We start from the raw sequence: 19,842 nt of genomic DNA, 5'->3' as shown, positions 1-19,842 counted from the left end.
CGGGCGAATCCTCGCTTTCGGCGCTGCCGCTCACATTTCCCTCTGGTGCCGTGGCGAGCGTAGATACCCAATCACTTTGGGGGCGTCAATGCTAACGGGGTAAGTGTCCGGTGACGGAAATTCGCTTGAAACGAGTGCGTTTCGCGGGGTGGGACCGCGAACACTTTAATCCGGCGGGGCAGATTCCGTCGATGGCAAGAGGGTCGCAATTCGCACCCGGGACGGTCTTCATGAAAACGGCAATGAGGTTGTGGCTCCCCGCCCTGGTGCTGGCGGGCAGTGGGTGCGGGACCGGTGCGCCCGAACCCGTAACGACAACGGTCCGCGGAAAAGTGATCCTGAACGGGCAACCCGTTGTGGGCGGGCTAGTTGTGTTTACACCGCACCCCGAGCGCGGGGGGAGCGGGAAGTCCGCGTTCGGGGAAACCGGTCCCGACGGCTCATACGCGCTGCAAGTCAACCGGTCGAACAACATCCCGCCGGGCTGGTACCGCGTGTCGCTGGCGCCGCCTCCGCCCGCCGGTGTCGAAGAGGGCGTTTCGTCCGTGTTCCCGCCGAAACTCGCGCGCCCGGACCTATCGGGCCTGGAGCGCGAGATTCAGGCGGGCAAGGAGCACGTGTTCGAGTTCATGGTGGACGTTCCGAAAGGCGATTGAGGGGCGGTTTCGCGCGCGCGGTTGAAACCCGGGATTTCTGGTGGCGCCGTTGGCGTCCGAAACGCAACGAATGGTCCGGGGGCCACACAGACGGGCGTGGACGCACCCGGGGTTGAAACCCCGGGCTATTACCGGTGACCCCTTCGGGGTCCGAAACGCAACGAATGGCGTTTGCGCCCCCAACGAGTTAGCCCGGGGGTGAACCCCCGGCTATCTTCGCGCTCGGCGCTGGGGTAGAATCGTGCGGCACTGATCCCGGGCGCTCCGGCGCCGAATCTCCTGGGAGACGGGGATGACACTTCACTTCGCCGGGTGCTGCGCGCTCGTAACGGCCCTTTCGAGTTCCACCGCGGCGCCGGTGCCGAAGGGCGCGGGGACGACGATCTACTTCCCGATCACCCCGGGCGCCAAGTGGGTGTACGAGAAGGTCAGCGGGGTGGACGAGGTCGCGGTGGTCTCCGGGGTGGAGAAGATCGGGGACGATTTGGTGGTCGCGCGGGCCGGGGCGGACGGGAACGAGACCCGGTACACGAAGATGGTCGTGTCGGCCGAGGGGCTGCGCCAGGAGCGGGAGGGGGCGAACGGCGAGTCCGCGTGGCTGCTCAAGAGCGGGCTCCGGTCGGGCGACTCCTGGGACGTCCCTGATGGGGGCAAGCGGACGGTCTATGGCCCGGAACCGATCGAGGTGCCGGCCGGGAAGTTCACGGCCCTGCGCGTGGTGTGGGAGCACGAGGGCGGGCGGCTCACCTCCTGGTACGCGCCGGGCGTCGGGGAAGTGAAGCGCGTGGAGAAGAAACCCGGTGGGAAGGAAACCGTGACGCGGCTGCTGAAGTCCTTCCAGGTGAAAGAGAAGAAGTAACCGACCTTCCGTGACGTGAGTGAGAGTGCCGGGAACGCTTTACGAAAGGGTACGTGATGCGCGCGATGCTACTCGGAACGCTGGCGGTGCTGGTTTGCTACCCGGCCCTCGCCGATGACAAGAAAGAGGAGAAGATCGATGCTAAAAAGATCATCGGCAAGTGGGAGCCGAAGAACAAGAAAAAAGATGAGCCGACGGTAATTGAATTCGCAAAAGATGGCACGTTCACATTGACGTTCGATCTCAATGGCAAGGAGATGAGGCTGACTCAAAAGTACAATGTGGATGGCAATAAGATCATAACGACAGAGAAAGTAGATGGAAAGGAGGTGGTTGTCAAAACAATTATTGTCAAGCTGACGGATACCGAGTTGGTGACCAAAGACGAGGACGGGAAGAACGAGGAAACGCTCGTCCGCATCAAGGACAAGTAACTGTGTCGCGGGAGGCGTCGTTTCTTCGCGGAGTGAAGTGAATGGAGGCCGATGATGTGGTTCCGCACGTCGGGATTCGATCCCACGCGGGCATGATCCGTCTGGGGATGACGCGCGAGGAGGTTCGCCCCCTCCTCGACCGGGACCGGGACATTCAGGTCGACTTTCGCGGTTCGCCGTCGGTGGTCGCGTTCATCCAGTCGCCCAAGTATTGGGGGACGTTTGACGGTATCGAACTGTTCGAGTCGGCGGCCGACGAAGTGGTAGCGGAAATTGCAAGGCGGTTCGGATTCGACCCGGCCGTCTACTGCCCGGGTCGGAACACGTATCATTTCCCGGCCCTGAACATGATCTTGTGGCGGAGCTGTGCGTCCGACGTGGACGGGGAGCAGGGGTACATCTTCGACTGCGTTAGTCTTCACGTCCCGGGATACTACGACGCCAAAACGATCGCCCACATTCGCGAAAAGAGCGGGTTGCCCCGCTCCCCGAAACAGGCGCTTAACTCGGTGCGGCCGATTTCACTGCACCACGTATTCCTCGAACAACACGTCCTTGATCGGGTTCTCCTTGCGGTCCTGTTGCAGGATCTTACCGAGTGCTCGTTTCATGTCTTCCCGGAGCCGGGATACACCGGCGCTACCCGACACGTCCTTGGTGCTCTGGTCGGCGAGGTACGTGATGAGCCAGGTCTTGAGTTCGGCTTTCTTCTTCACAACCAGTGCGGACAATTCCCTGTGGTTCGCGGGATCGACCTGGAACGCGACCACGATGCGCAGGTACCGCTGATGGCGTTCGTCCTTGATGTTCACCACCACGTCGCCGAACCGGATCGTGTCGTCCGCGGGCGCGGCGAGTTGCTTCTCGACGCGCGCCAACCGCTGTTCCAGTTCGCGCACTTTTTCGCGCAGAGCCGCGTTTTCTTCCGGAGGCTGGTCTTGGGCCGTGGTCGGAGCGAAGGCAGCCGCGATCAGTGCCAGTGCGATCAACATCGAGATGCGCATGATGCTCTCCTGTGCGGTTGAGATGCCACATCAACTACTAGTTCACCTTTTACGCCTCGGCGGGAAAATTTGCCCGACTCTACCGCGCTAGTCGCAAACCGTGTGCCCGTCGAAGTATGGCTCGATCCCTCATTGCAGCGGAGCGACTTCACTACAATCGCATCGGGATCTCTCCTGTAAACGAAAGGACCGCGACCGTGCAGAAGCAGTTTCTCAACCCGCCCACGCTGAACCCCGCGAACGGGTACTCCCACGTCGTCACCGCGACCGCCGGGAAGACGATCTATGTTTCGGGTCAGGTGAGCCTGAACGAGCGGGCCGAGGTGGTTGGTAAGGGGGATCTGCGTGCCCAGACGGAGCACGTGTTCGAGAACCTCAAGTCCGCGCTCGCGGCCGCGGGCGCGACGCTCGACGACGTGGTGAAGGTCACGTACTTCGTCGTCGACCTGAAGCCCGAGCACCTGGGGCACATCCGCGAGGTGCGGAAGAAGCACCTGAACCAGGAAAAGCCGCCGGCGAGTTCGCTGATCGGCGTCGCGGCGCTGGCGGTCCCGGACTGGCTCATCGAGATCGAAGTGATCGCCGTCGTCGCTGGGTGACGCGGGGCCGGGCCGAACCTTCTCTCCGAGCGTGCTGTCGGGATCAGGGGCGCTTTAGAGGGCGCCCTCGCTCCTGGTCTCGGAGAGCGCCCGTGCCCCAGCAACGCGAGATCCGCGCGGACTTCGACCGCGAAACGATCGTCGTCTACCAGGCTTACTCCCCTCAAATCGCCGAACCCGCGCTGGACGCGCAGCGCTTCGTTCCGCCGTTCTCGTTCCAGCGCATGACCTGGATCAAGCCCTCGTTCTTGTGGCTCATGCACCGCAGTAATTGGGGTCAGAAGAGCGGGCAGGAGCGCGTCCTCGCCGTTCGCATCACGCGCTCCGGTTGGGAAGAGGCACTCGCGGCGGGCGTTCTGACGTCCTTCGCCCCAGGCGCCTTTACATCGCACGCGGACTGGTCCGAGAAGTTCACGAACGCGCGCGTTCACGTTCAGTGGGATCCGGAACGTTCGCTGCGCGGAGCCGGGTTACCGTGTTCCAGCATTCAAGTGGGCTTGAGCCGACACGTGATCCGCACGTTCGTGGAGGACTGGATCGTCGGCATTGAGGACTACACGCCCCGCGTGCGCAAGATCTACGACTTCCTTCAATCGGGTCGGGCCGACCGAGCCAAGCGCCTGCTCCCGCCCGAGCGCGTGTACTCGGTGAGCGACGAAGTTCGGCGCCGGCTGCTGATCGACGAATAACAATTCGGATCGGCTTTTGGCGGTTGATTCCCGAAGCGACGCGGGGCAGAAATCGGTCACTTCTCAAAAGTCGCGCGCACATTGTTTTGCGTTCGGGCAGATACTACTGAATAGCAGTTCCGCCCGGAGTGCTTCCCATGCTTGCACGTTTCGCGTCCGCGCTGACCCGCGCGTCCGCACCCACGGAAACCGACACCGAACTCCTCACGAGCTTCGTCCGAAACCGGGACGAAGGCGCGTTCGCCGCACTGGTGGAGCGCCACGGCCCGATGGTGATGGGCACCTGTCGGCGCATCCTCTACGACTCCCACGCGGCCGAAGACGCATTTCAGGCCGCGTTCCTGGTTCTGGCGCGCCGAGCTGCGTCGCTTCCGCGAACCGAAGCCCTCGCGCGGTGGATGTACGGCGTCGCCCGGCGCGTGGCGCTCAAGACGCGCTCGGCGCGGGCCGAATCGCTTCCGCCACAAGAGGCCGAAGGCCGTGGTTGCGATCCGCTGGACGAACTGTCCGGGCGCGAGTTGCTGGCGATTCTGGACGAAGAGGTTCGCCGGTTGCCCTCCGGATACCGACTTCCCGTTGTTCTGTGCTGCCTGGAAGGGCTGACGCTGGAAGAAGCAGCCGCTCGGCTGGGGTGCGCGACCGGCGCGCTCCGCGGGCGCCTGGAGCGCGGGCGCACCCGACTGCGTGCGCGCCTCTCCGCACGCGGACTCGCGCCGGTCGCGGTGCTGGCGCTGGCGGGCGTGTCCCGAATCACGATGGCCTCGACCGTCACACCCGGGCTTCGCGCACTGACCGCACGAGCAGCCCTCAACTTCGCCTCCCGCACCGGTCCCGTACCCGACGGCCCGCGTCGGATCGCCGAAAGTGCGCTGGGGACGGTATTCGCCACCAAATTCAAACGCGCGGCCGTGGTGCTGATCGCCGTCGTGCTCGCGGTTCCCGTGTTCGCCGGTCCGCGCACGGTCGATGCCCCCGCACCGGAGGAGAAAGCGGCGGTGAAGGCCACCCCCAACGAACAACCCGCGCGAACCACGGTAACTGGTCGCGTGCTGTCCGCGCCGGGCGGGAAGGGTGTTGCGGGTGTAGTGGTGACGCTCTGGGACAGTGAGAGATGGCTCGCTAAGTCCTTACGCTGGACCGCGCGAACGGACGAAGAGGGCGCGTACTCATTTGCCAACGTGTTACCCGGTGAGCACTATCGTGTGTGGATCGCGGAGCGCCCCAAAAAAGAAGTCGGCGCTTGGAGTGAATGGGCACAGGTCCATTTCAAAGGTCGTGCTGCTCGTGCCGATGACCTCTTCCTTGAACTACTGCAAAGTGTTTCTGGGACGGTCACCGACGCGGACACCGGGAAGCCCGTACCCGGGGCCGAGATCAACTTTCCCACAACCGACGGGAACCGCGACAGCCTCATCGCCGACGCCAACGGGCGGTACCGCTTGTTCGCGGCACCGCGCAAGATGGACCTCTACTGTAACGGCACGAGCACCCGGTACAACAGGAGCGAAGGGCTCCAACATGTCGATGTGAGTGCCGGCAAGCACGTCACGGGAATCGACTTCAAGATCGCGAGCGCGCCGAAGTTTACAGGGCAGGTTCTTCTGCCGGACGGGAAGCCGGCCAAAGGGGTAGAAGTGGTCGTTGAGATCCATAGTGTCCCCGCGAGCGAATTTTTTGGCGGGTTCAGTAAATCCGTTCACCTCAAGAGCGATGCCGAGGGGACGTTCGCCGGGTACATGGTGGGTGCCCGTGCGGTCAACAAGGGCCAGGCCGTCCATTTGACTGCAATCGCGCACTCGGATCACGCACTCGCCGGAACCGCCTACGCGAGGACCACCGACCGAGCCGGGTACCAGATCGATCCTCTGAAAGTCGTGCTCGCCGAATCCGCGATCGCGCGCGTGCGCGTTCTCAACCCGGACGGCGAGCCGATCACTAACGCTCGTTTGCACCTCATGCCCATCGTGATACGGGGCGACTTTAGTCTCGATCCCAATGAAGGCTTCCCGGGGGGGGCTTCCGACCAGCACGGCTCCGTCAAACACGTGGGGGCCGGAAAGTACACGATAGCGGCCCTGGTCCCCGGGTTGCCATATGATCTACAAATTGGGGCGCCGGGCTATCGGGCCGGTCCGTATCTCGGGCCCTTGGTGCTGAAGCCGGGGGAGAATCACGAGATTAGAGAGATCCGACTGGACTGGTGGGGAAAGAAGGCCGTTCCGGGCCTGCTCAAGAAGTTGCAGAGCGACGATCGGTACAAGCGCGAAGAAGCCGCGCGCCAGTTCGGGGAGCTTGGGGCGGATGCGGCCGAAGCAGTTCCCGCACTAATCGAAGTGTTGAAGCGCGACCCAATCAACACCGTTCGGTACGAAGCCGCGGCCGCTTTGGGTAATATTGGCCCGGGGGCACTGGCGGCCGTCCCGGATCTCATCCGAGCGCTGGAGAAAGACACCGGGGGAGGGGTGCAACGAGAAGCGGCCACGGCCCTCGGGCTGCTCGGCGATCGCGCCGCGTTGCCGGTCCTCAAAGTTGCCCTGGACCACCAGGACAACGACGTCAAGCGCGCCGCGACCGAGGCCATCAAGCGCCTGGAGCGCCCAAAAAAGTAACGGCGCTCGCAGCGTAAACGCCACGGCCCCAAGCAGATGGCTTGGGGCCGTGGCGTTTGGAGTGCCCGTTCTTACGCTTTCGCTTCGGCCTCTTTCTTCGGCCCGCGCAGCTTCATGTTGACCATCTCCACGATCAGCGCGAACGACATCGCGACGTAGATGTACCCCTTGTCGATGTGCTGGCCCAGGCCCTCCGCGACCAGCATCACGCCGATGAGGATGAGGAAGCTCAGCGCCAGCACCTTGATCGTCGGGTTCTTCTCCACGAAGTGCGCGATCGGACCCGCGAAGTAGAGCATCACGAGCATCGCGATCACCATTGCCACGATCATCACCCACACCTGATCGACCATCCCGACTGCGGTGATGACCGAGTCGAGCGAGAACACGATGTCGATGACCGCGATGGTCATGATGACGCGGGCGAAACTCACTACCTTTGCGGGCGCGGTCGGTTCGGTCCCGGCGTGCTCGGCCTTCGCGTGCTCCATCTTCTCGTGAACCTCGAACGTACTCTTCCCGATCAGGAACAGCCCGCCGGCGAGCAGGATGAGGTCGCGCCACGATACCTCGCGCGCTTCCATGTCGTGCAGGAACCCGAGTTCCGGGAGCGTGAAGATCGGCGTCGTAAGCCCCAGTAGGAACGACAGCGAGAGTAGCAGCAGCAGGCGCGTGCCCAGTGCCGCGGTCAGGCCGATTTTGCGCGCACGCGGGCGCTGGTCGGCGGGCAGTTTGTCCGCGACGATGGCCAGGAAGATCACGTTGTCGATGCCCAGCACGATTTCCATTGCGGTGAGTGTGAGGAGCCCCAACAGGGCCGCTAGCAGCGAGAGTTGTTCGACACGCACAATCTTGATTTCGCGGATCTCGCTCTTCTTCAACGGGGTGTCGGCGCCGTCCGTCTCAACCACAAACGGGTCCGCGGTCACGCGCCCCCGAATGATGGACTTGTCCGCGAGCTGAACGGTGTCGCTCGACTGGCCCTCGGGGTTGCTCTGGAACGTGATCCGCTTGACGTGCTGCATCCCGACGGTCGTGCTGCCCGTGTCGGTCTTCAGCGTGACCGCCGAGAGCTTGAGTTTCCGGACCACCGTGGGGCCGGAAACGGTTTTGATCTCCACCGTCGGGTACTGGGTGGGATCGTCTGCCGGTACCACGTCCGCGTGCGCGAACACGGGCCGGAGCGCGGTGAACAGCACGAGACCGAACCCGACCGACAGGATGTAAAGCGGGAGCGGGCGGCGGCGCATTGGCAGCGTCCGAAATGGAGGATTGGGCACGGGCACGACGGGAGAAGTGTATTCAAGTCGGGTGCCGAACGGGAGGCGGTACCGGTATTTCCGCCGCGCCCGCGCGAACTCGCGCGCCGGACCGTTGCCGTTTGGCCGGAATTGCGGACAATCCGCTGCATGAGCCGTGAACAAGATTTGCAGCGCGTGACCGAGTGCGGCATCGTCGCTGTTGTGCGTTTCTCTTCCCCGGAACCGCTCGTCGAGGTCGTGAAGGCGCTCGCGGACGGCGGCGTAACGGTGGCCGAGGTCACCTTCACCGTGCCGAACGCGCTCGACGTGATTCGCGCCGCCAAGAAGCAACTCGGCGACCGCGTGCTGCTCGGCGCGGGGACCGTCCTCGACCCGGAAACGGCCCGCGCCGCGCTCCTCGCGGGGGCCGAGTTCATTGTCGCGCCGAACCTGAACGTAGACGTCATCAAGGTGTGCCGGCGCTACGACAAGCTCGTGATGCCGGGTGCGTTCACGCCGACGGAAGTGCTGACCGCGTGGGAGGCGGGTGCGGACATCGTGAAGGTGTTCCCGGCCGAGGTGGTCGGCCCCCCGTTCTTCAAGGCGCTGCGCGGGCCGCTCCCGCAAGTGAAACTGATGCCCACGGGCGGGGTCGATCTGAATACCGCGCCGGAGTTCCTCAAGGCCGGGGCGGTGTGTCTGGGCGTTGGGTCGCAAATGGTGGAGCCGAAGGCGGTTGCGGCCGGCGACTTCGCCCGCATCACGCAACTGGCGAAGCAATACGCCGAGGTCGTGAAACAGTATCGGAAGACGTCGTAGGCGCGGGCGGTCGCCCGCGTTTGGTGCCGGTACGTTCTCCAAAACAAAGCGAAAGACGTCATGCCCGATATCGTCGCGTTCGGCGAAGTCATGGTGCGGCTCGCGCCGCCGCACTTTCAGCGGTTGGAACAGGCGCGCTCACTCGATCTGGAAATCGGCGGCGCGGAGCTGAACACCGCGGCCGGGCTGGTGCGGCTCGGGCACTCGGCGGCGTGGGTGTCGCGGTTGCCCGATAACGCGCTCGGCAAACTCGTGGCGAACCGCGTGCGCGAGATCGGGGTGTCCGATCAGTTCGTGCAGTTCGCCGAAGACGGGCGGTGCGGGCTGTACTTCCTGGAGTTCGGTGCGTCCCCGCGCGCCAGTTCCATCCTCTACGATCGCAAGGATTCGTCCATCGCCCGCGCGCACCGTGGTATGTTCGACTGGCCCGCGATCTTTCGGGGCGCGAAGTGGTTCCATGTCTCCGGTATCGCGGCGGCACTCAGCCCCGGCGCGGCCGAAGTGGTCGATGAAGCGATGCACGCGGCCCGCGACGCCGGCGTGAAAGTGTGCATGGACCTCAACTATCGCTCGAAACTCTGGGCGAAGGACCACGCGGCCGAGGTCATGGGCATCCTGCTCCCGCAAGTGGACGCGCTCATCGCGAGCGAGGCGGACGCGGAGCACCTGTTCGGTATCACGGGGGCGGACTTCACCGAGGTGGCGGAGGGGTTGGTGGAGAAGTTCGGCGTGTCGACCGTGGTCGGTACGCGGCGCGAGGCGTCGCTCGTGTGGCGGAACCGGTTTGCGGCGGTGGGCTATTCGGCCGGTCAGACCTACGAATCGGCGTGGTACGAGGTCGAAATCGTGGACCGGTTGGGTGCGGGCGACGCGCTCGCGGCCGGACTGATTCACGGTCTGATCGACGGTGATTTGAAGAAGGGGCTCGACTACGGTGCCGCAATGGGCGCCCTCAAACACACCGTCCCGGGCGACCTCCCGTGGCTCACAAAGGACGAGGTCGAAGCGGCCATGCAGGGGCAGGGGCTACGCATCAAGCGCTGAGCGTTTTGTAGGCGGAACGCGCGTCACGCCGGCGAAAAGCCGGCGTTTCTTTTTGTATTTTAAGTGGTATTGTGTATACTATTGATGGGGTGGATTGCGCGCGGAAGCTATCGATCACTCACGGTGATGTGTTCTCGAAAAAATAATTCGGGGCGAGTGTCCGAACGCTCGTGGCTCGTTCGTTGTCCTTCCGGAATCGGGGATACGGCCCCGGTCCGAGCACGTGAAACTGTTTGGAGACCCGTCCCATGTCGAAGTACCTGTTCATCTTCCGTCACTCCACCGATCCCCAATCTCAGCCGTCTCCGGAGGAAATGCAAACCTTGGCGGGTCAGTGGTACGCCTGGATGCAGAAGTTTAATGCGTCGATCCTCCCTGGTGGCGACGGGTTGAAACCGGGCGGCCGGGTTCTCCGTGGGGAAATCGTAACCGATGGTCCCTACGTCGAAGCCAAGGAGTTCGTCGCCAGTTTCAGCCTGATTCAGGCCGAGAACTACGACGCGGCGCTGACCATCGCCCGGGAGTGCCCGGGGCGCAATCTAATCGAGATTCGCGAACTGGGCGGCTACGCATGAGTGAACCTCGCGCCCTCGTGGAGCACTTTTTCCGTCACGAGTTCGGCCGGCTCGTCGCCGTACTGACCCGGTCGCTCGGCGTGCGCCGACTTGATCTGGTCGAGGACGTCGTGCAGGCCGCGCTCGTGCAGGCTCTGGAGTCGTGGGCGCGGCGCGGCGTTCCCGAAGACCCGGCCGGCTGGCTCTATCGCACCGCCCGCAATCTGGCGGTCGACGCCTTACGGCGGGAGCAAACCTACGCCCGGGTACTGCCGCACTTGGCGGACGGAACCGAACAGGGTGCGGTACCACCCGAAGTGCATTTTGCCGATGAGATCGGCGACGAACCGCTCCGCCTCCTCTTCGTGAGTTGCCACGAAGAGGTTCCGGCGGAGTCGCGCGTCGCCTTTGCGCTCCGGACGTTGTGCGGATTTAGTTCGGCTGAGATCGCCCGCGGCCTGCTCACAACCGAAGTCAACGTCCAGAAGCGCATCGAGCGGGCGAGAGATCGGTTGCGCGACCTGGACGTCGATTTCGAGGCACCCGCCACCCCTCAACTCCGCGCCCGGCTGGACGCGGTGCTCTCGGTCATTTACCTGCTGTTCAGTCAGGGGTGTCACGCCACGCACGCCGATGTTCCGATTCGACGCGACTTGTGCGACGAGGCCCGGCGGTTGGCGCAAATGCTGGCCGCGCACCCCGTTGGCGACGTCCCGGTGGTACACGCGCTGCTCGCGCTGATGTGCTTCCACGCGGCCCGTTTCGACGCGCGGGTTGCTCTCGATGGCGGCATCGTTCTGTTCGAGCAACAGGACCGCTCTACCTGGAATTGGAGCGACGTGCGTGAGGGCATGGAGTGGCTTGCGCGGGCTGCTGCCGGCGACGAGTTGACGCGCTATCACGTGGAAGCGGGCATCGCCTGGGAGCACTGCCGCGCGCCGAGCGTTGCGGACACCGACTGGCACCGGATCGCTGAAGGGTACGACGTACTCGATCGCATTGCACCGTCGCCGATCCACGCACTCAATCGCGCCGTTGCCGAAGTTTATCTTCACGGCCCGCAAGCCGGACTCGACCGGCTGGCAGCCGTGGCCCCAGAAGACGTTCCCGCCCGCTACCCCGGCTGGCACGCGGTCATCGGTGAACTTCACTCGCGCCTCGGCCAGCACCCCGCCGCCGAGCGCGCCTGGCAGGAGGCGCTGCGGTTGACGAGCGCGAGCGCCGATCAAGAGTTCCTGCGGCGCCGACTCGCCGATTGTCGGCGCGCCCTCGGTCTTGCGACCATCGCGCGTTCCTGAGATACGGTCGCGGTATCGGGATCTAACCGTTCAAGGAGAGAATTCGTGCCCCAGGAATACATCGAGATTCGCGGCGCGCGCGAGAACAATTTGAAGAACGTTTCTCTGCGCATCCCCAAGCGCAAGATCACGATCTTTACGGGCGTGTCCGGCTCCGGGAAATCGTCGATCGTGTTCGATACGATCGCGAACGAAGCGCAGCGGCTGCTGAACGAGAACTTCAGCCTGTTCATCCGTAACTTTCTGCCGCGCTACCCCCAACCTGAAGCCGACGCGATCGAAAACCTAAGTATGGCCGTCGTCGTGGACCAGAAGCGGCTCGGCGGCGGTTCCCACTCGACTGTGGGGACAGTGACGGACATTTACAGCATCCTGCGCCGCCTCTTTTGGCGCGTCGGTCAACCTTTTGCCGGTCCGGTCAACGTCTTCAGCTTCAACGATCCGCAGGGCATGTGCCCGAACTGCAACGGACTCGGGCGGAAACTGGACGTCGATCTGGACAAGTTCCTCGACACGTCCAAATCGCTCAACGAAGGCGCGCTCCTGTTCCCGGACTACGCGGTAGACAAATGGGATTGGAGCCTCTGTATTCAATCCGGCTTGTTCGACGCGGATAAGAAGCTCTCGAAGTACACCAAGAAGGAAATGGACTCGCTGCTGTATTGCGAGCCGATGAAGATCAAGACGAAGATCGGCGCCAAAGAGATCAATCTGACTTTCCAGGGCATTCTCGAGAAGTTCGCCTCCAAATACATCCGACGCGACATCAAAACGATGTCGGAACGCACACAAAAGGCCGTGGCCCCCTACATGACGATGGGGCCGTGTTCTGTGTGCGGGGGAGGGCGGCTCAGTCAAGTAGTGTTGAAGTGCAAAATCAACGATCGCAACATTGCTGAGCTGGCGAACACGGAGATCACGGAGTTGATCGGGTTTTTGAAAGCGATTCAAGATCCGATCGCCCGGCCCATCGTAAATACGCTGGTCGAGCGCCTGCAACACCTGGTGGATATCGGTCTCGAATATCTCAACTTGAACCGCGAAACCGACACACTGTCTGGCGGTGAATCACAGCGCATCAAGATCGTCAAGCACCTCAGTAGCAGCCTGATGGACGTGACATACGTCTTCGACGAACCCAGCACGGGCATGCACCCGCGCGACGTTCACCGCATGAACGAGCTGCTACAGAAATTACGCGACAAGGGAAACACGGTCATCGTCGTGGAGCACGATCCGGACGTGATTAAAGTGGCGGATCACATCGTCGACGTCGGTCCGCGCGCGGGGCGGCACGGCGGCGAGATTGTCTTCGAGGGTAGCTATAAGGATTTACTGCGTGCCGATACGCTAACCGGCAAACACATCAAGCAGAGCGTCCCGCTCAAGGGCGAGTTCCGCAAGCCCAAGGGGAAGTTGTCGGTTAAGAACGCCAAAGTGAACAATTTGCAAAACGTCAGCGTGGATATTCCTACAGGTGTGCTGACGGTGGTAACGGGGGTGGCCGGTTCGGGGAAGAGTTCGCTGATCAACCGAGTTTTTTTGCAGCAGCACCCCGACGCTATTGTCATCGACCAATCCGCGGTGGGCGCGTCCAGTCGCTCCAACCCCGCGACCTACACCGGCATCATGGACGACGTCCGCAAGGCGTTCGCCACAGCCAACAAGGTTTCCGCCGCGCTGTTCAGTTTCAACTCCAAGGGCGCTTGCGACAACTGCCAGGGGCTCGGCGTGATTTACACCGATCTGGCCTTTTTGAGCGAAGTGAAGACGCCCTGCGAAGTGTGCGGCGGCAAACGCTTTAAAGACGATGTGCTGGCTTACAAGCTGAAGGGCAAGTCCATCAGCGACGTGCTGGCCATGAACGTGCAGCAGGCGCTGGAGCACTTTGAGATCCCGGAAGTGCGGCGCAAACTGCAAGCGATGAGTGACGTGGGGCTGGATTATCTGAGTTTGGGGCAACCGCTCAGCACGCTTTCGGGCGGGGAGTGCCAGCGCATCAAGTTGGCCAGTGAGTTGCACAAAAAGGGCAGCGTTTATGTGATGGACGAGCCCACCACCGGCTTACATATGTCGGATATCGGCCATCTTTTGGGAGTCATGAATCGTCTAGTGGATACCGGAAACACGGTGATCGTCATCGAGCACAATCTGCACGTGATTAAGAACGCCGATTGGATCATCGATATCGGGCCGGAAGGCGGCACTAAGGGCGGTACCGTCATGTTTGAAGGTACGCCCCGAGACCTTCAGCGGGCCAAGCGGTCGCTTACCAGTGCCTACATTCAAGACTGATCGCGCTGTCAGGGGCGGCTCCGGCCCGGGTGGGTGACCGGAGGGCCGAGAATGTTAGCATTTGTTAGCACGCGGCTCGCCAAGACATAGAGGCGAACGGTCGGTGTGAGCCGGCCGCTGAACCCGGTAACCGCTGCTGCCACACATCTTAGCGTGTGTGTGCAGTCTTGATTGTCTTGCGGGTCGGTGAACCCGCTAGTCGCCGTTGTCACACTGCGTGCAGTAGTTGGTTGTGTCTCTCACCGGCTCACACCGGCCGTTCGCCAAGAATGCCACGAGCCGGCGTTTGCAATTTACTTCGCAGCGGCAGCTCGGCGGCGCCGACCGCTCAGCAGGTAGATATCGGACCGGACGTCCGTGAGCGGATCGCCCGCGGAGTCGATTCCGTCCACGCGCGGAATCGGGTCGAAGATGATCTTCCGCATTTCCGGGTTCAGCTCGTCGACCCGTTCGGTGATCGTGAGCGTGCCGAAAGGCACCAGTTCGCGGGACTCGGGCCACACAGCCGTCGCGTCGGTCACCTCGTCCCCGTCTTGGGCTAGTTGCACCACAACGCGGAACGTGACCGCGCCTTTCGACAAGCGCTCCGAAAGCTCGGCCGTGAGGAAGTCGGCGGTCTTCGTCGCGGCTTGTTCCGGGCTGAGGAACTCGGTTCCTGCGTCCGGTACGAGGCGGAACCGCCCGAACCGGCTCGTGCCCTCGGCGTTCGTGAACTTGAACGCGGTGACAGCGAAGAACGCTTGCCGGGCGAAGCTCGACGGGATCGGCTTCGGGGTTTCGACGAACTGCCTCGTTACGGGGTGCGTGGCGAGGAACTGCGCGACCGGTGGCGGCGTGGGCGCATCGGGACCGCTGGCCGCGACCGCACGCAGGAACTCCAGGAACTCTTCCCCCGTTCGGGCCGGGAAGCCGTTGTGCGAGTGGGCGATGATGTCCGTGTGGACGTGGTCACCCAGGTGGAAGCGGACCGCAAACCCCTGCGGACTCGATCCCTTCGGATCGTTATCGGCCAGAGTCGGGATTCCGCCGGACAGCGAGAACCGCACGGTGATTGGGGTGGACGGCCGGGTCGCGTGCGGCGCCCGTGTCAGCTTTGCGGCTTCGGGGGCGGGAGCGAACGTACCAGAGTACAGGAACCCCTTTGCGTGCGCCGGTCGGAACCCGGCGTGAACGCCTCCGGAGAGTTTGTCGAGGACGTCGAGCAGGTCGGTAATCAGTGCGGACGACATATTACGAGGCTCCGGGATCGTGGGTGAATCGTGCAGGGCACGGCCTGAAATGCACAGCGGAGATACCGCACAACTTATAGAAGCTGAGGCACCGCACACAACTCTGTACCGAGTGGTTCGCGAACCTTATCGGAATTGGCACGGGGACGTCTCGTGGCGTGGCGATTGCTGCGAGCACTGAAGTTGAGGGCGAATTCACGAACTCCACGGGAAAATGGTGCTGCCATGAGCAGTTGGGGGCAACAAATCTGGAGCACGGTACAGGAGGAATTCTCGGACCTTCCCGACGCCGCGCAGGTGACCCGCGTTGTTCTTCGACTGGTGATCGCTGCGGTACTGGGCGGAGTGCTGGGGTACGAGCGGGAATCCAAGGGGCGCGCTGCGGGCACGCGAACGCACATGTTAGTCGCGATCGGTGCGGCTCTCTTCGTGCTGATCCCGCACCTGTCCAAAGTGTCGGACGCGGACCTCACCCGCGTCTTGCAGGGACTGGTGGCCGGGATCGGGTTCCTCGGCGCCGGGACTATTGTTCGGGGATCGGGGCAGGAAGACGTAAAAGGGTTGACGACCGCGGCGGGCATCTGGTTGACCGCCGCGATCGGGGTTGCTGCGGGCATGGGCCGCGAAGCGACCGCGGTGCTAGCGACTGCGCTGGCCCTCTTCGTGTTGCACGGGCTTCCCAAACTCATACCGTCCTTGCACTACAACGGATCGCCTCCGGAGGACGAAGCGAAGTCGAAGAAGTGAACCTGACTCACGAGGCGGCCCTTACTGCGGACCGGCTGGCGCGGCTGTGCGCAATCGCTTGACTTCGGCCTCCAGTTCCGTGATCCGCGCCTGGAGCTTCTCGACGACCGGGGCAATCTCTTCGTTCGTGTACCGCGGGTGAATGTGCTGAGGGCAATTGCTGTCCCACGCCTCGACCGTGAACAGGATCGCCCGCTCCACCTTGCCGGGGTAGCTCGGGTCGCGGAGCTTCGCTTCCAGGTCCGCGTCGCCCTCGACCGCCCGCGCGGTGCCCCACAGTTTCACGCGCTGGCGGTTCGCGTAGTCCATCAGGAAGATGAACGCCTTCGGGTTCTCGGACAGGTTGCCCAGCGTAAGGTACTGCTTGTTGCCGCCGAAGTCGGCGAACCCGAGCGTGCGTTCGTCGACGACTTTGAGGAACCCCGTCGGGCCGCCGCGGTGCTGGATGTACGGCTGCCCGTCGGCGGTCGCGGTGCCCAGATAGAACATGTCCCGCTCGGCGATGAAGGCGGCCAGTTCGGGCGTAACGGTGGTTTCCCAACTGCCGCTGCGCTCCATCCGGGCGTAGCTGTTGCGGGAGCCTTTTCGCTCCTGAAGGGCCTTCACCGCGGGGGTGAAGGCGACGTCGCTGGAGTATTTTCGCATGGGACACCCTCATCGGGTTATTTCTTGTTCACGTGCTTACCGAGGAAGTTGCGCATCAGTTCGGCGATCTCGGCCCCGTTGGTTTCCAGAGCGAAGTGCCCCGCGTCCAGGAGGTGGAACTCGAGTGTCTTCAGGTCGCGCTTGTACGGCTCGGCCCCGGCCGCGGGGAAAATCTGATCGTTCTTGCCCCACGCGATCAGCACCGGCGGCTGGTGCTTGCGGAAGTACTCCTGCCACTTCGGGTACAGCGGCGGGTTGCTGCCGTAGCTCAGGAACAGGTCGAGCTGGATCTCGTCGTTCCCCTTGCGGTCGAGCAGGAACTGGTCGTGGGCCGCACCGTCCGGGCTGACCAGTTCGGGGTTCTTGACCCCGTGCGTGTACTGCCACTTCGTGGTCTCGTAAGTCAGGGCGTCGCGGAGGGCATTGCGCTTGTCCTTGTTAGCGGGTTCCTTCCAGTACGCCTTGATGGGCTTCCAGAACTCATTGTCCAAACCCTCTTCGTAGGCGTTACCGTTCTGCACCACGATCGCGGTGATGCGGTCCGGGTATTTGACCGCGATCCGGTATCCGACCGGCGCCCCGTAGTCCTGCACGTAGAGGGCGAACTTCTTGAGTTCCACCTTCTCGGTGAACTGATCGATCACGTCCGCGAGGTTGTCGAAGGTGTACTTGAACTTGTCGCGCGACGGCATCGAACTGTGGCCGTACCCGGGGTAATCGGGTGCGATCACGCGGTACTTGTCGCCCAGCGCCGGGAGCAAGTTGCGGAACATCTGCGAGCTGGTCGGGAACCCGTGGAGCAGAAGGATCGCGGGGGCGTCCTTCGGTCCGGCTTCGCGGTAGAAGATGTCCAGGTCACCAACTTTCACCGTCTTGTGCGCCACCTTGACGGCAGGCGCCGGTTGTTGAGCGACGGCGGAACCAGCCAGGCCGACCGTCAACGCGACGGCCGCAATCGGGGCGAATACTGCCAGGCGGATCATGATCGTGTCTCCTGTTTGAAGGCGTGAGGGGGATTCGGGATTCACGGTGCTGAATTAGTTCGGGCGAGTGACCACAAAACGGGACGCGGTTCGGACGAGCCGCGCCCGCAAGGAAGCGGTAGCGCCTCCCGCTTCCTTGCGGGCGCGGCTCGTTATCAAGAGAGGTGCTCCCGCTTCCTTGCGGGCGCGGCTCGTTGTTAAGACCCGGATCAAGCCGCGACTGCCGACTTCGCGTCCCGCTTTCGCAAATATGCTTTTGCCGAGTCAGCCATCGTAACCACAGCGGCACCCATCATGATCGCGTCCTTGATAACGAGCCGGCCGGCGCCGGACAGAAGCGGGAATCCATGCTCCGTACTTCCGAGCGGCGGAACCCAAGTTTCGGGAGTTGTGATGAGGAACGAGAGTGTCGCGAACGACATCACGAACACCAGGAAACTGCCGACGGTCGCGACTCGTGGGAACACCGGGTGGAGTGCGATGAGGACGCCGTAAGCGACGATCACCGAACCGAGACCGTAAGCGAACAGGTACGTCCCGTTCTGCTCGTGCCATTCGCGGTTGGCGGGCACCAGTTCGCCCTCGCGGTTCATGTGCTTACGGTATTCGCCCGCGGGCTGATGGTAGAAGAAGTTCATGAGAGGACTGTTGGCCACGAACGGGACGATTCCCTCGTCCTCGTACTTGAAGATCTTGAGGCCACCGATCCACACCAGCACCACGATTAGCCCGACGCGGGTCAGGGCGACCCCAAACTTATCCGCTCGTGCGGCCAGCTCGAACAGTTGGTTGATCCGGTTCATGACAGGTGCTCCGCGAAACACTCGGTCGAAAAAGTTGGAGAGTGAGTTACCGCACGTCCGGGATGCCCGGGTGGTCCGCCGGTCGGGGACCGGGTGCGGGCCAGAAGAACGTCCGCTCCTCTTCGCGAATAGCGAGGTCGTTGATGCTCGCCTCGCGCCGGCGCATCAGCCCGCGCTCGTCGAACTCCCACAACTCGTTGCCGTAGCTGCGGAACCAGTTCCCGGCGTGGTCCTGCCACTCGTAGCGGAACCGGACCGCGATGTGGTCCGCGGTGAACGCCCACAGCGCCTTCACCAGCCGGTAGTCGAGTTCCTTCTCCCACTTGCGAGTGAGAAACGCGCGGATCTCGTCGCGCCCGACCGGGAACTCGCTCCGGTTGCGCCAAACCGAGTCCTCAGTGTAGGCCAGCGCCACGCGCTCCGGGTCGCGGGTGTTCCAGGCGTTCTCGGCCAGTCGGACCTTTTGAGTGGCGGTTTCCAGAGTGAACGGCGGAGCAATTACGGTGTGCGTCGGGTTCATGGCTTCTCCAATCAGGTAAGAGCGAATGCCCGCAAGGAATCCGCGGGCGCTGAACGGAAAGAACTATTCGGTGACCGCCTGCAACCGCTGATCGGGCAGGGCTTCGGCTTTGGGGAAATCGAGATCGGTCTTAACGGCTTCGTTGAAGTAGTTCGTGAAGACGTTGAGCGCGACGTGTGCGATGACTTCGGCGATTGCGTCGTCACCGAAACCCGCTTCGCGGACCTCATTGACGTCGCCGTCCTCGACTCGGCCGCGCGTCTCAACCACGCGGCGGGCGAACCGGAGTACCGCGTCGGCCTTCGGGTCGACCGCGGTCCCGAGTCGGCTGTCGCGGATCTGCTCGGCCGTCAGCCCGACCATCTTGCCGACAGCCGAGTGCGCCCCCAGGCAGTAGTCGCACCCGTTCGCTTGGGAGACCGTGAGTGCGATTTGTTCACGGAGCTTGGCCGACAGCACTCCTTTGCTCAACGCGCCACTGAATTGCAAATAGCCGTCGAGAACCGCCGGGGAGTTCGCCATCGCACGGGTCATGTTCGGGACGAGTCCGAGTTTGCCCTTCACTGCGGTCAGCAGTTCTTTGGCCCGGCCGGTCGCGGTATCGGGATGGACTTGGTTGAGACGAGACATGGTTTTGGTCCTTTCGTGTCGCCTGCTATCATTCAGCAGATTGGCCTCGAATAAATCACGCCGCGTGCCAACACAAAAAGAATCGCGTAACATGCGACTCACCAAGTGATTGAGGCGGGAATGGGTTTTCGTAACGGAGTGACGATATTTCGTATCGATATGATTTTTCGTAAATTGATTGCGA

General features: G+C 62.9%; 20 protein-coding genes. 12 read left to right on the top strand and 8 right to left on the bottom strand.

The window, feature by feature from the left end; translation table 11 throughout:
- Positions 1-230 precede the first annotated feature (230 nt).
- The 3 genes from VT84_RS26225 (at position 231) to VT84_RS26215 (ending at position 1,949) form a co-directional block, all read left to right on the top strand.
- Entirely contained in the window at positions 231-656 is a 426-nt protein-coding gene (locus VT84_RS26225; protein WP_157469841.1) for a hypothetical protein, read from the top strand.
- 292 nt (positions 657-948) lie between these two features.
- Positions 949-1,515 carry a hypothetical protein gene (locus tag VT84_RS26220; RefSeq protein WP_052561555.1) on the top strand — a complete coding sequence of 189 codons (567 nt, stop codon included), beginning with the start codon at positions 949-951 and terminating at the stop codon, positions 1,513-1,515.
- A 56-nt stretch (positions 1,516-1,571) separates the two neighbouring features.
- Positions 1,572-1,949 carry a TIGR03066 family protein gene (locus tag VT84_RS26215; RefSeq protein WP_052561557.1) on the top strand — a complete coding sequence of 126 codons (378 nt, stop codon included), beginning with the start codon at positions 1,572-1,574 and terminating at the stop codon, positions 1,947-1,949.
- Between the two features lie 521 nt (positions 1,950-2,470).
- Here the strand turns inward: VT84_RS26215 and fliL are convergent.
- Positions 2,471-2,953, bottom strand: coding sequence for a flagellar basal body-associated protein FliL (gene fliL / locus VT84_RS26205; RefSeq protein ID WP_082841576.1), 483 nt, complete (start codon positions 2,951-2,953; stop codon positions 2,471-2,473).
- A 197-nt stretch (positions 2,954-3,150) separates the two neighbouring features.
- Here fliL and VT84_RS26200 point away from each other — a divergent pair, with 197 nt between their 5' ends.
- The 3 genes from VT84_RS26200 (at position 3,151) to VT84_RS26190 (ending at position 6,850) form a co-directional block, all read left to right on the top strand.
- On the top strand, positions 3,151-3,552 hold the full coding sequence (locus tag VT84_RS26200) for a RidA family protein (protein ID WP_052561562.1): 402 nt from the start codon (positions 3,151-3,153) through the stop codon (positions 3,550-3,552).
- A 92-nt stretch (positions 3,553-3,644) separates the two neighbouring features.
- Complete coding sequence (locus VT84_RS26195) at positions 3,645-4,241, top strand: DUF4291 domain-containing protein (RefSeq protein ID WP_052561564.1); 597 nt, start codon at positions 3,645-3,647, stop codon at positions 4,239-4,241.
- Between the two features lie 137 nt (positions 4,242-4,378).
- Positions 4,379-6,850, top strand: coding sequence for a sigma-70 family RNA polymerase sigma factor (locus tag VT84_RS26190; RefSeq protein ID WP_082841574.1), 2,472 nt, complete (start codon positions 4,379-4,381; stop codon positions 6,848-6,850).
- Positions 6,851-6,921: 71 nt separating this feature from the next.
- Here the strand turns inward: VT84_RS26190 and VT84_RS26185 are convergent, their stop codons facing one another.
- Positions 6,922-8,100, bottom strand: coding sequence for a TerC family protein (locus VT84_RS26185; protein ID WP_082841573.1), 1,179 nt, complete (start codon positions 8,098-8,100; stop codon positions 6,922-6,924).
- Positions 8,101-8,259: 159 nt separating this feature from the next.
- On the opposite strand from VT84_RS26185, the gene VT84_RS26180 reads away from it, so the two are divergent.
- The 5 genes from VT84_RS26180 to VT84_RS26160 all read left to right on the top strand — a co-directional run bounded on the left by VT84_RS26180 (position 8,260) and on the right by VT84_RS26160 (position 14,101).
- Complete coding sequence (locus VT84_RS26180; RefSeq protein ID WP_082841572.1) at positions 8,260-8,910, top strand: bifunctional 4-hydroxy-2-oxoglutarate aldolase/2-dehydro-3-deoxy-phosphogluconate aldolase; 651 nt, start codon at positions 8,260-8,262, stop codon at positions 8,908-8,910.
- Positions 8,911-8,970: 60 nt separating this feature from the next.
- Entirely contained in the window at positions 8,971-9,954 is a 984-nt protein-coding gene (locus VT84_RS26175) for a sugar kinase (RefSeq protein WP_082841571.1), read from the top strand.
- Positions 9,955-10,202: 248 nt separating this feature from the next.
- Positions 10,203-10,529 carry a YciI family protein gene (locus tag VT84_RS26170; RefSeq protein ID WP_082841570.1) on the top strand — a complete coding sequence of 109 codons (327 nt, stop codon included), beginning with the start codon at positions 10,203-10,205 and terminating at the stop codon, positions 10,527-10,529.
- Entirely contained in the window at positions 10,526-11,806 is a 1,281-nt protein-coding gene (locus VT84_RS26165) for an RNA polymerase sigma factor (protein WP_082841569.1), read from the top strand. Before VT84_RS26170 ends, VT84_RS26165 begins: the two co-directional genes overlap by 4 nt.
- Before the next feature lie 45 nt (positions 11,807-11,851).
- A complete protein-coding gene (locus VT84_RS26160; RefSeq protein ID WP_082841568.1) occupies positions 11,852-14,101 on the top strand; it encodes an ATP-binding cassette domain-containing protein in 2,250 nt (749 codons plus the stop codon).
- Between the two features lie 293 nt (positions 14,102-14,394).
- Here the strand turns inward: VT84_RS26160 and VT84_RS26155 are convergent, their stop codons facing one another.
- Positions 14,395-15,330, bottom strand: coding sequence for a catalase family peroxidase (locus tag VT84_RS26155; protein WP_082841567.1), 936 nt, complete (start codon positions 15,328-15,330; stop codon positions 14,395-14,397).
- Positions 15,331-15,555: 225 nt separating this feature from the next.
- Between VT84_RS26155 and VT84_RS26150 the strand changes: the two genes are divergently transcribed.
- On the top strand, positions 15,556-16,077 hold the full coding sequence (locus VT84_RS26150) for an MgtC/SapB family protein (RefSeq protein ID WP_082841566.1): 522 nt from the start codon (positions 15,556-15,558) through the stop codon (positions 16,075-16,077).
- 21 nt (positions 16,078-16,098) lie between these two features.
- On the opposite strand, the gene VT84_RS26145 is transcribed toward VT84_RS26150, so the two are convergent.
- The 5 genes from VT84_RS26145 to VT84_RS26125 form a co-directional block, all read right to left on the bottom strand.
- Positions 16,099-16,722, bottom strand: coding sequence for a pyridoxamine 5'-phosphate oxidase family protein (locus VT84_RS26145; protein ID WP_082841565.1), 624 nt, complete (start codon positions 16,720-16,722; stop codon positions 16,099-16,101).
- Positions 16,723-16,739: 17 nt separating this feature from the next.
- Positions 16,740-17,705, bottom strand: a complete 966-nt coding sequence (locus VT84_RS26140) for an alpha/beta fold hydrolase (RefSeq protein WP_082841564.1) — start codon at positions 17,703-17,705, stop codon at positions 16,740-16,742.
- A gap of 209 nt (positions 17,706-17,914) precedes the next feature.
- Complete coding sequence (locus VT84_RS26135; RefSeq protein WP_082841563.1) at positions 17,915-18,508, bottom strand: DUF417 family protein; 594 nt, start codon at positions 18,506-18,508, stop codon at positions 17,915-17,917.
- Positions 18,509-18,554: 46 nt separating this feature from the next.
- Positions 18,555-19,028 (bottom strand): DUF1348 family protein, encoded by a 474-nt coding sequence (locus tag VT84_RS26130; RefSeq protein WP_052561585.1) that lies wholly within the window; start codon positions 19,026-19,028, stop codon positions 18,555-18,557.
- A 63-nt stretch (positions 19,029-19,091) separates the two neighbouring features.
- A complete protein-coding gene (locus VT84_RS26125; protein WP_052561588.1) occupies positions 19,092-19,658 on the bottom strand; it encodes a carboxymuconolactone decarboxylase family protein in 567 nt (188 codons plus the stop codon).
- Between the last annotated feature and the right edge of the window lie 184 nt (positions 19,659-19,842).

The sequence above is a fragment of the Gemmata sp. SH-PL17 genome, assembly GCF_001610855.1.
In the GTDB taxonomy this organism is placed as follows: Bacteria; Planctomycetota; Planctomycetia; order Gemmatales; family Gemmataceae; genus Gemmata; species Gemmata massiliana.
Note: the sequence above shows the minus strand (reverse complement) of the source record. Positions and strands in the feature narration are given on the sequence as shown.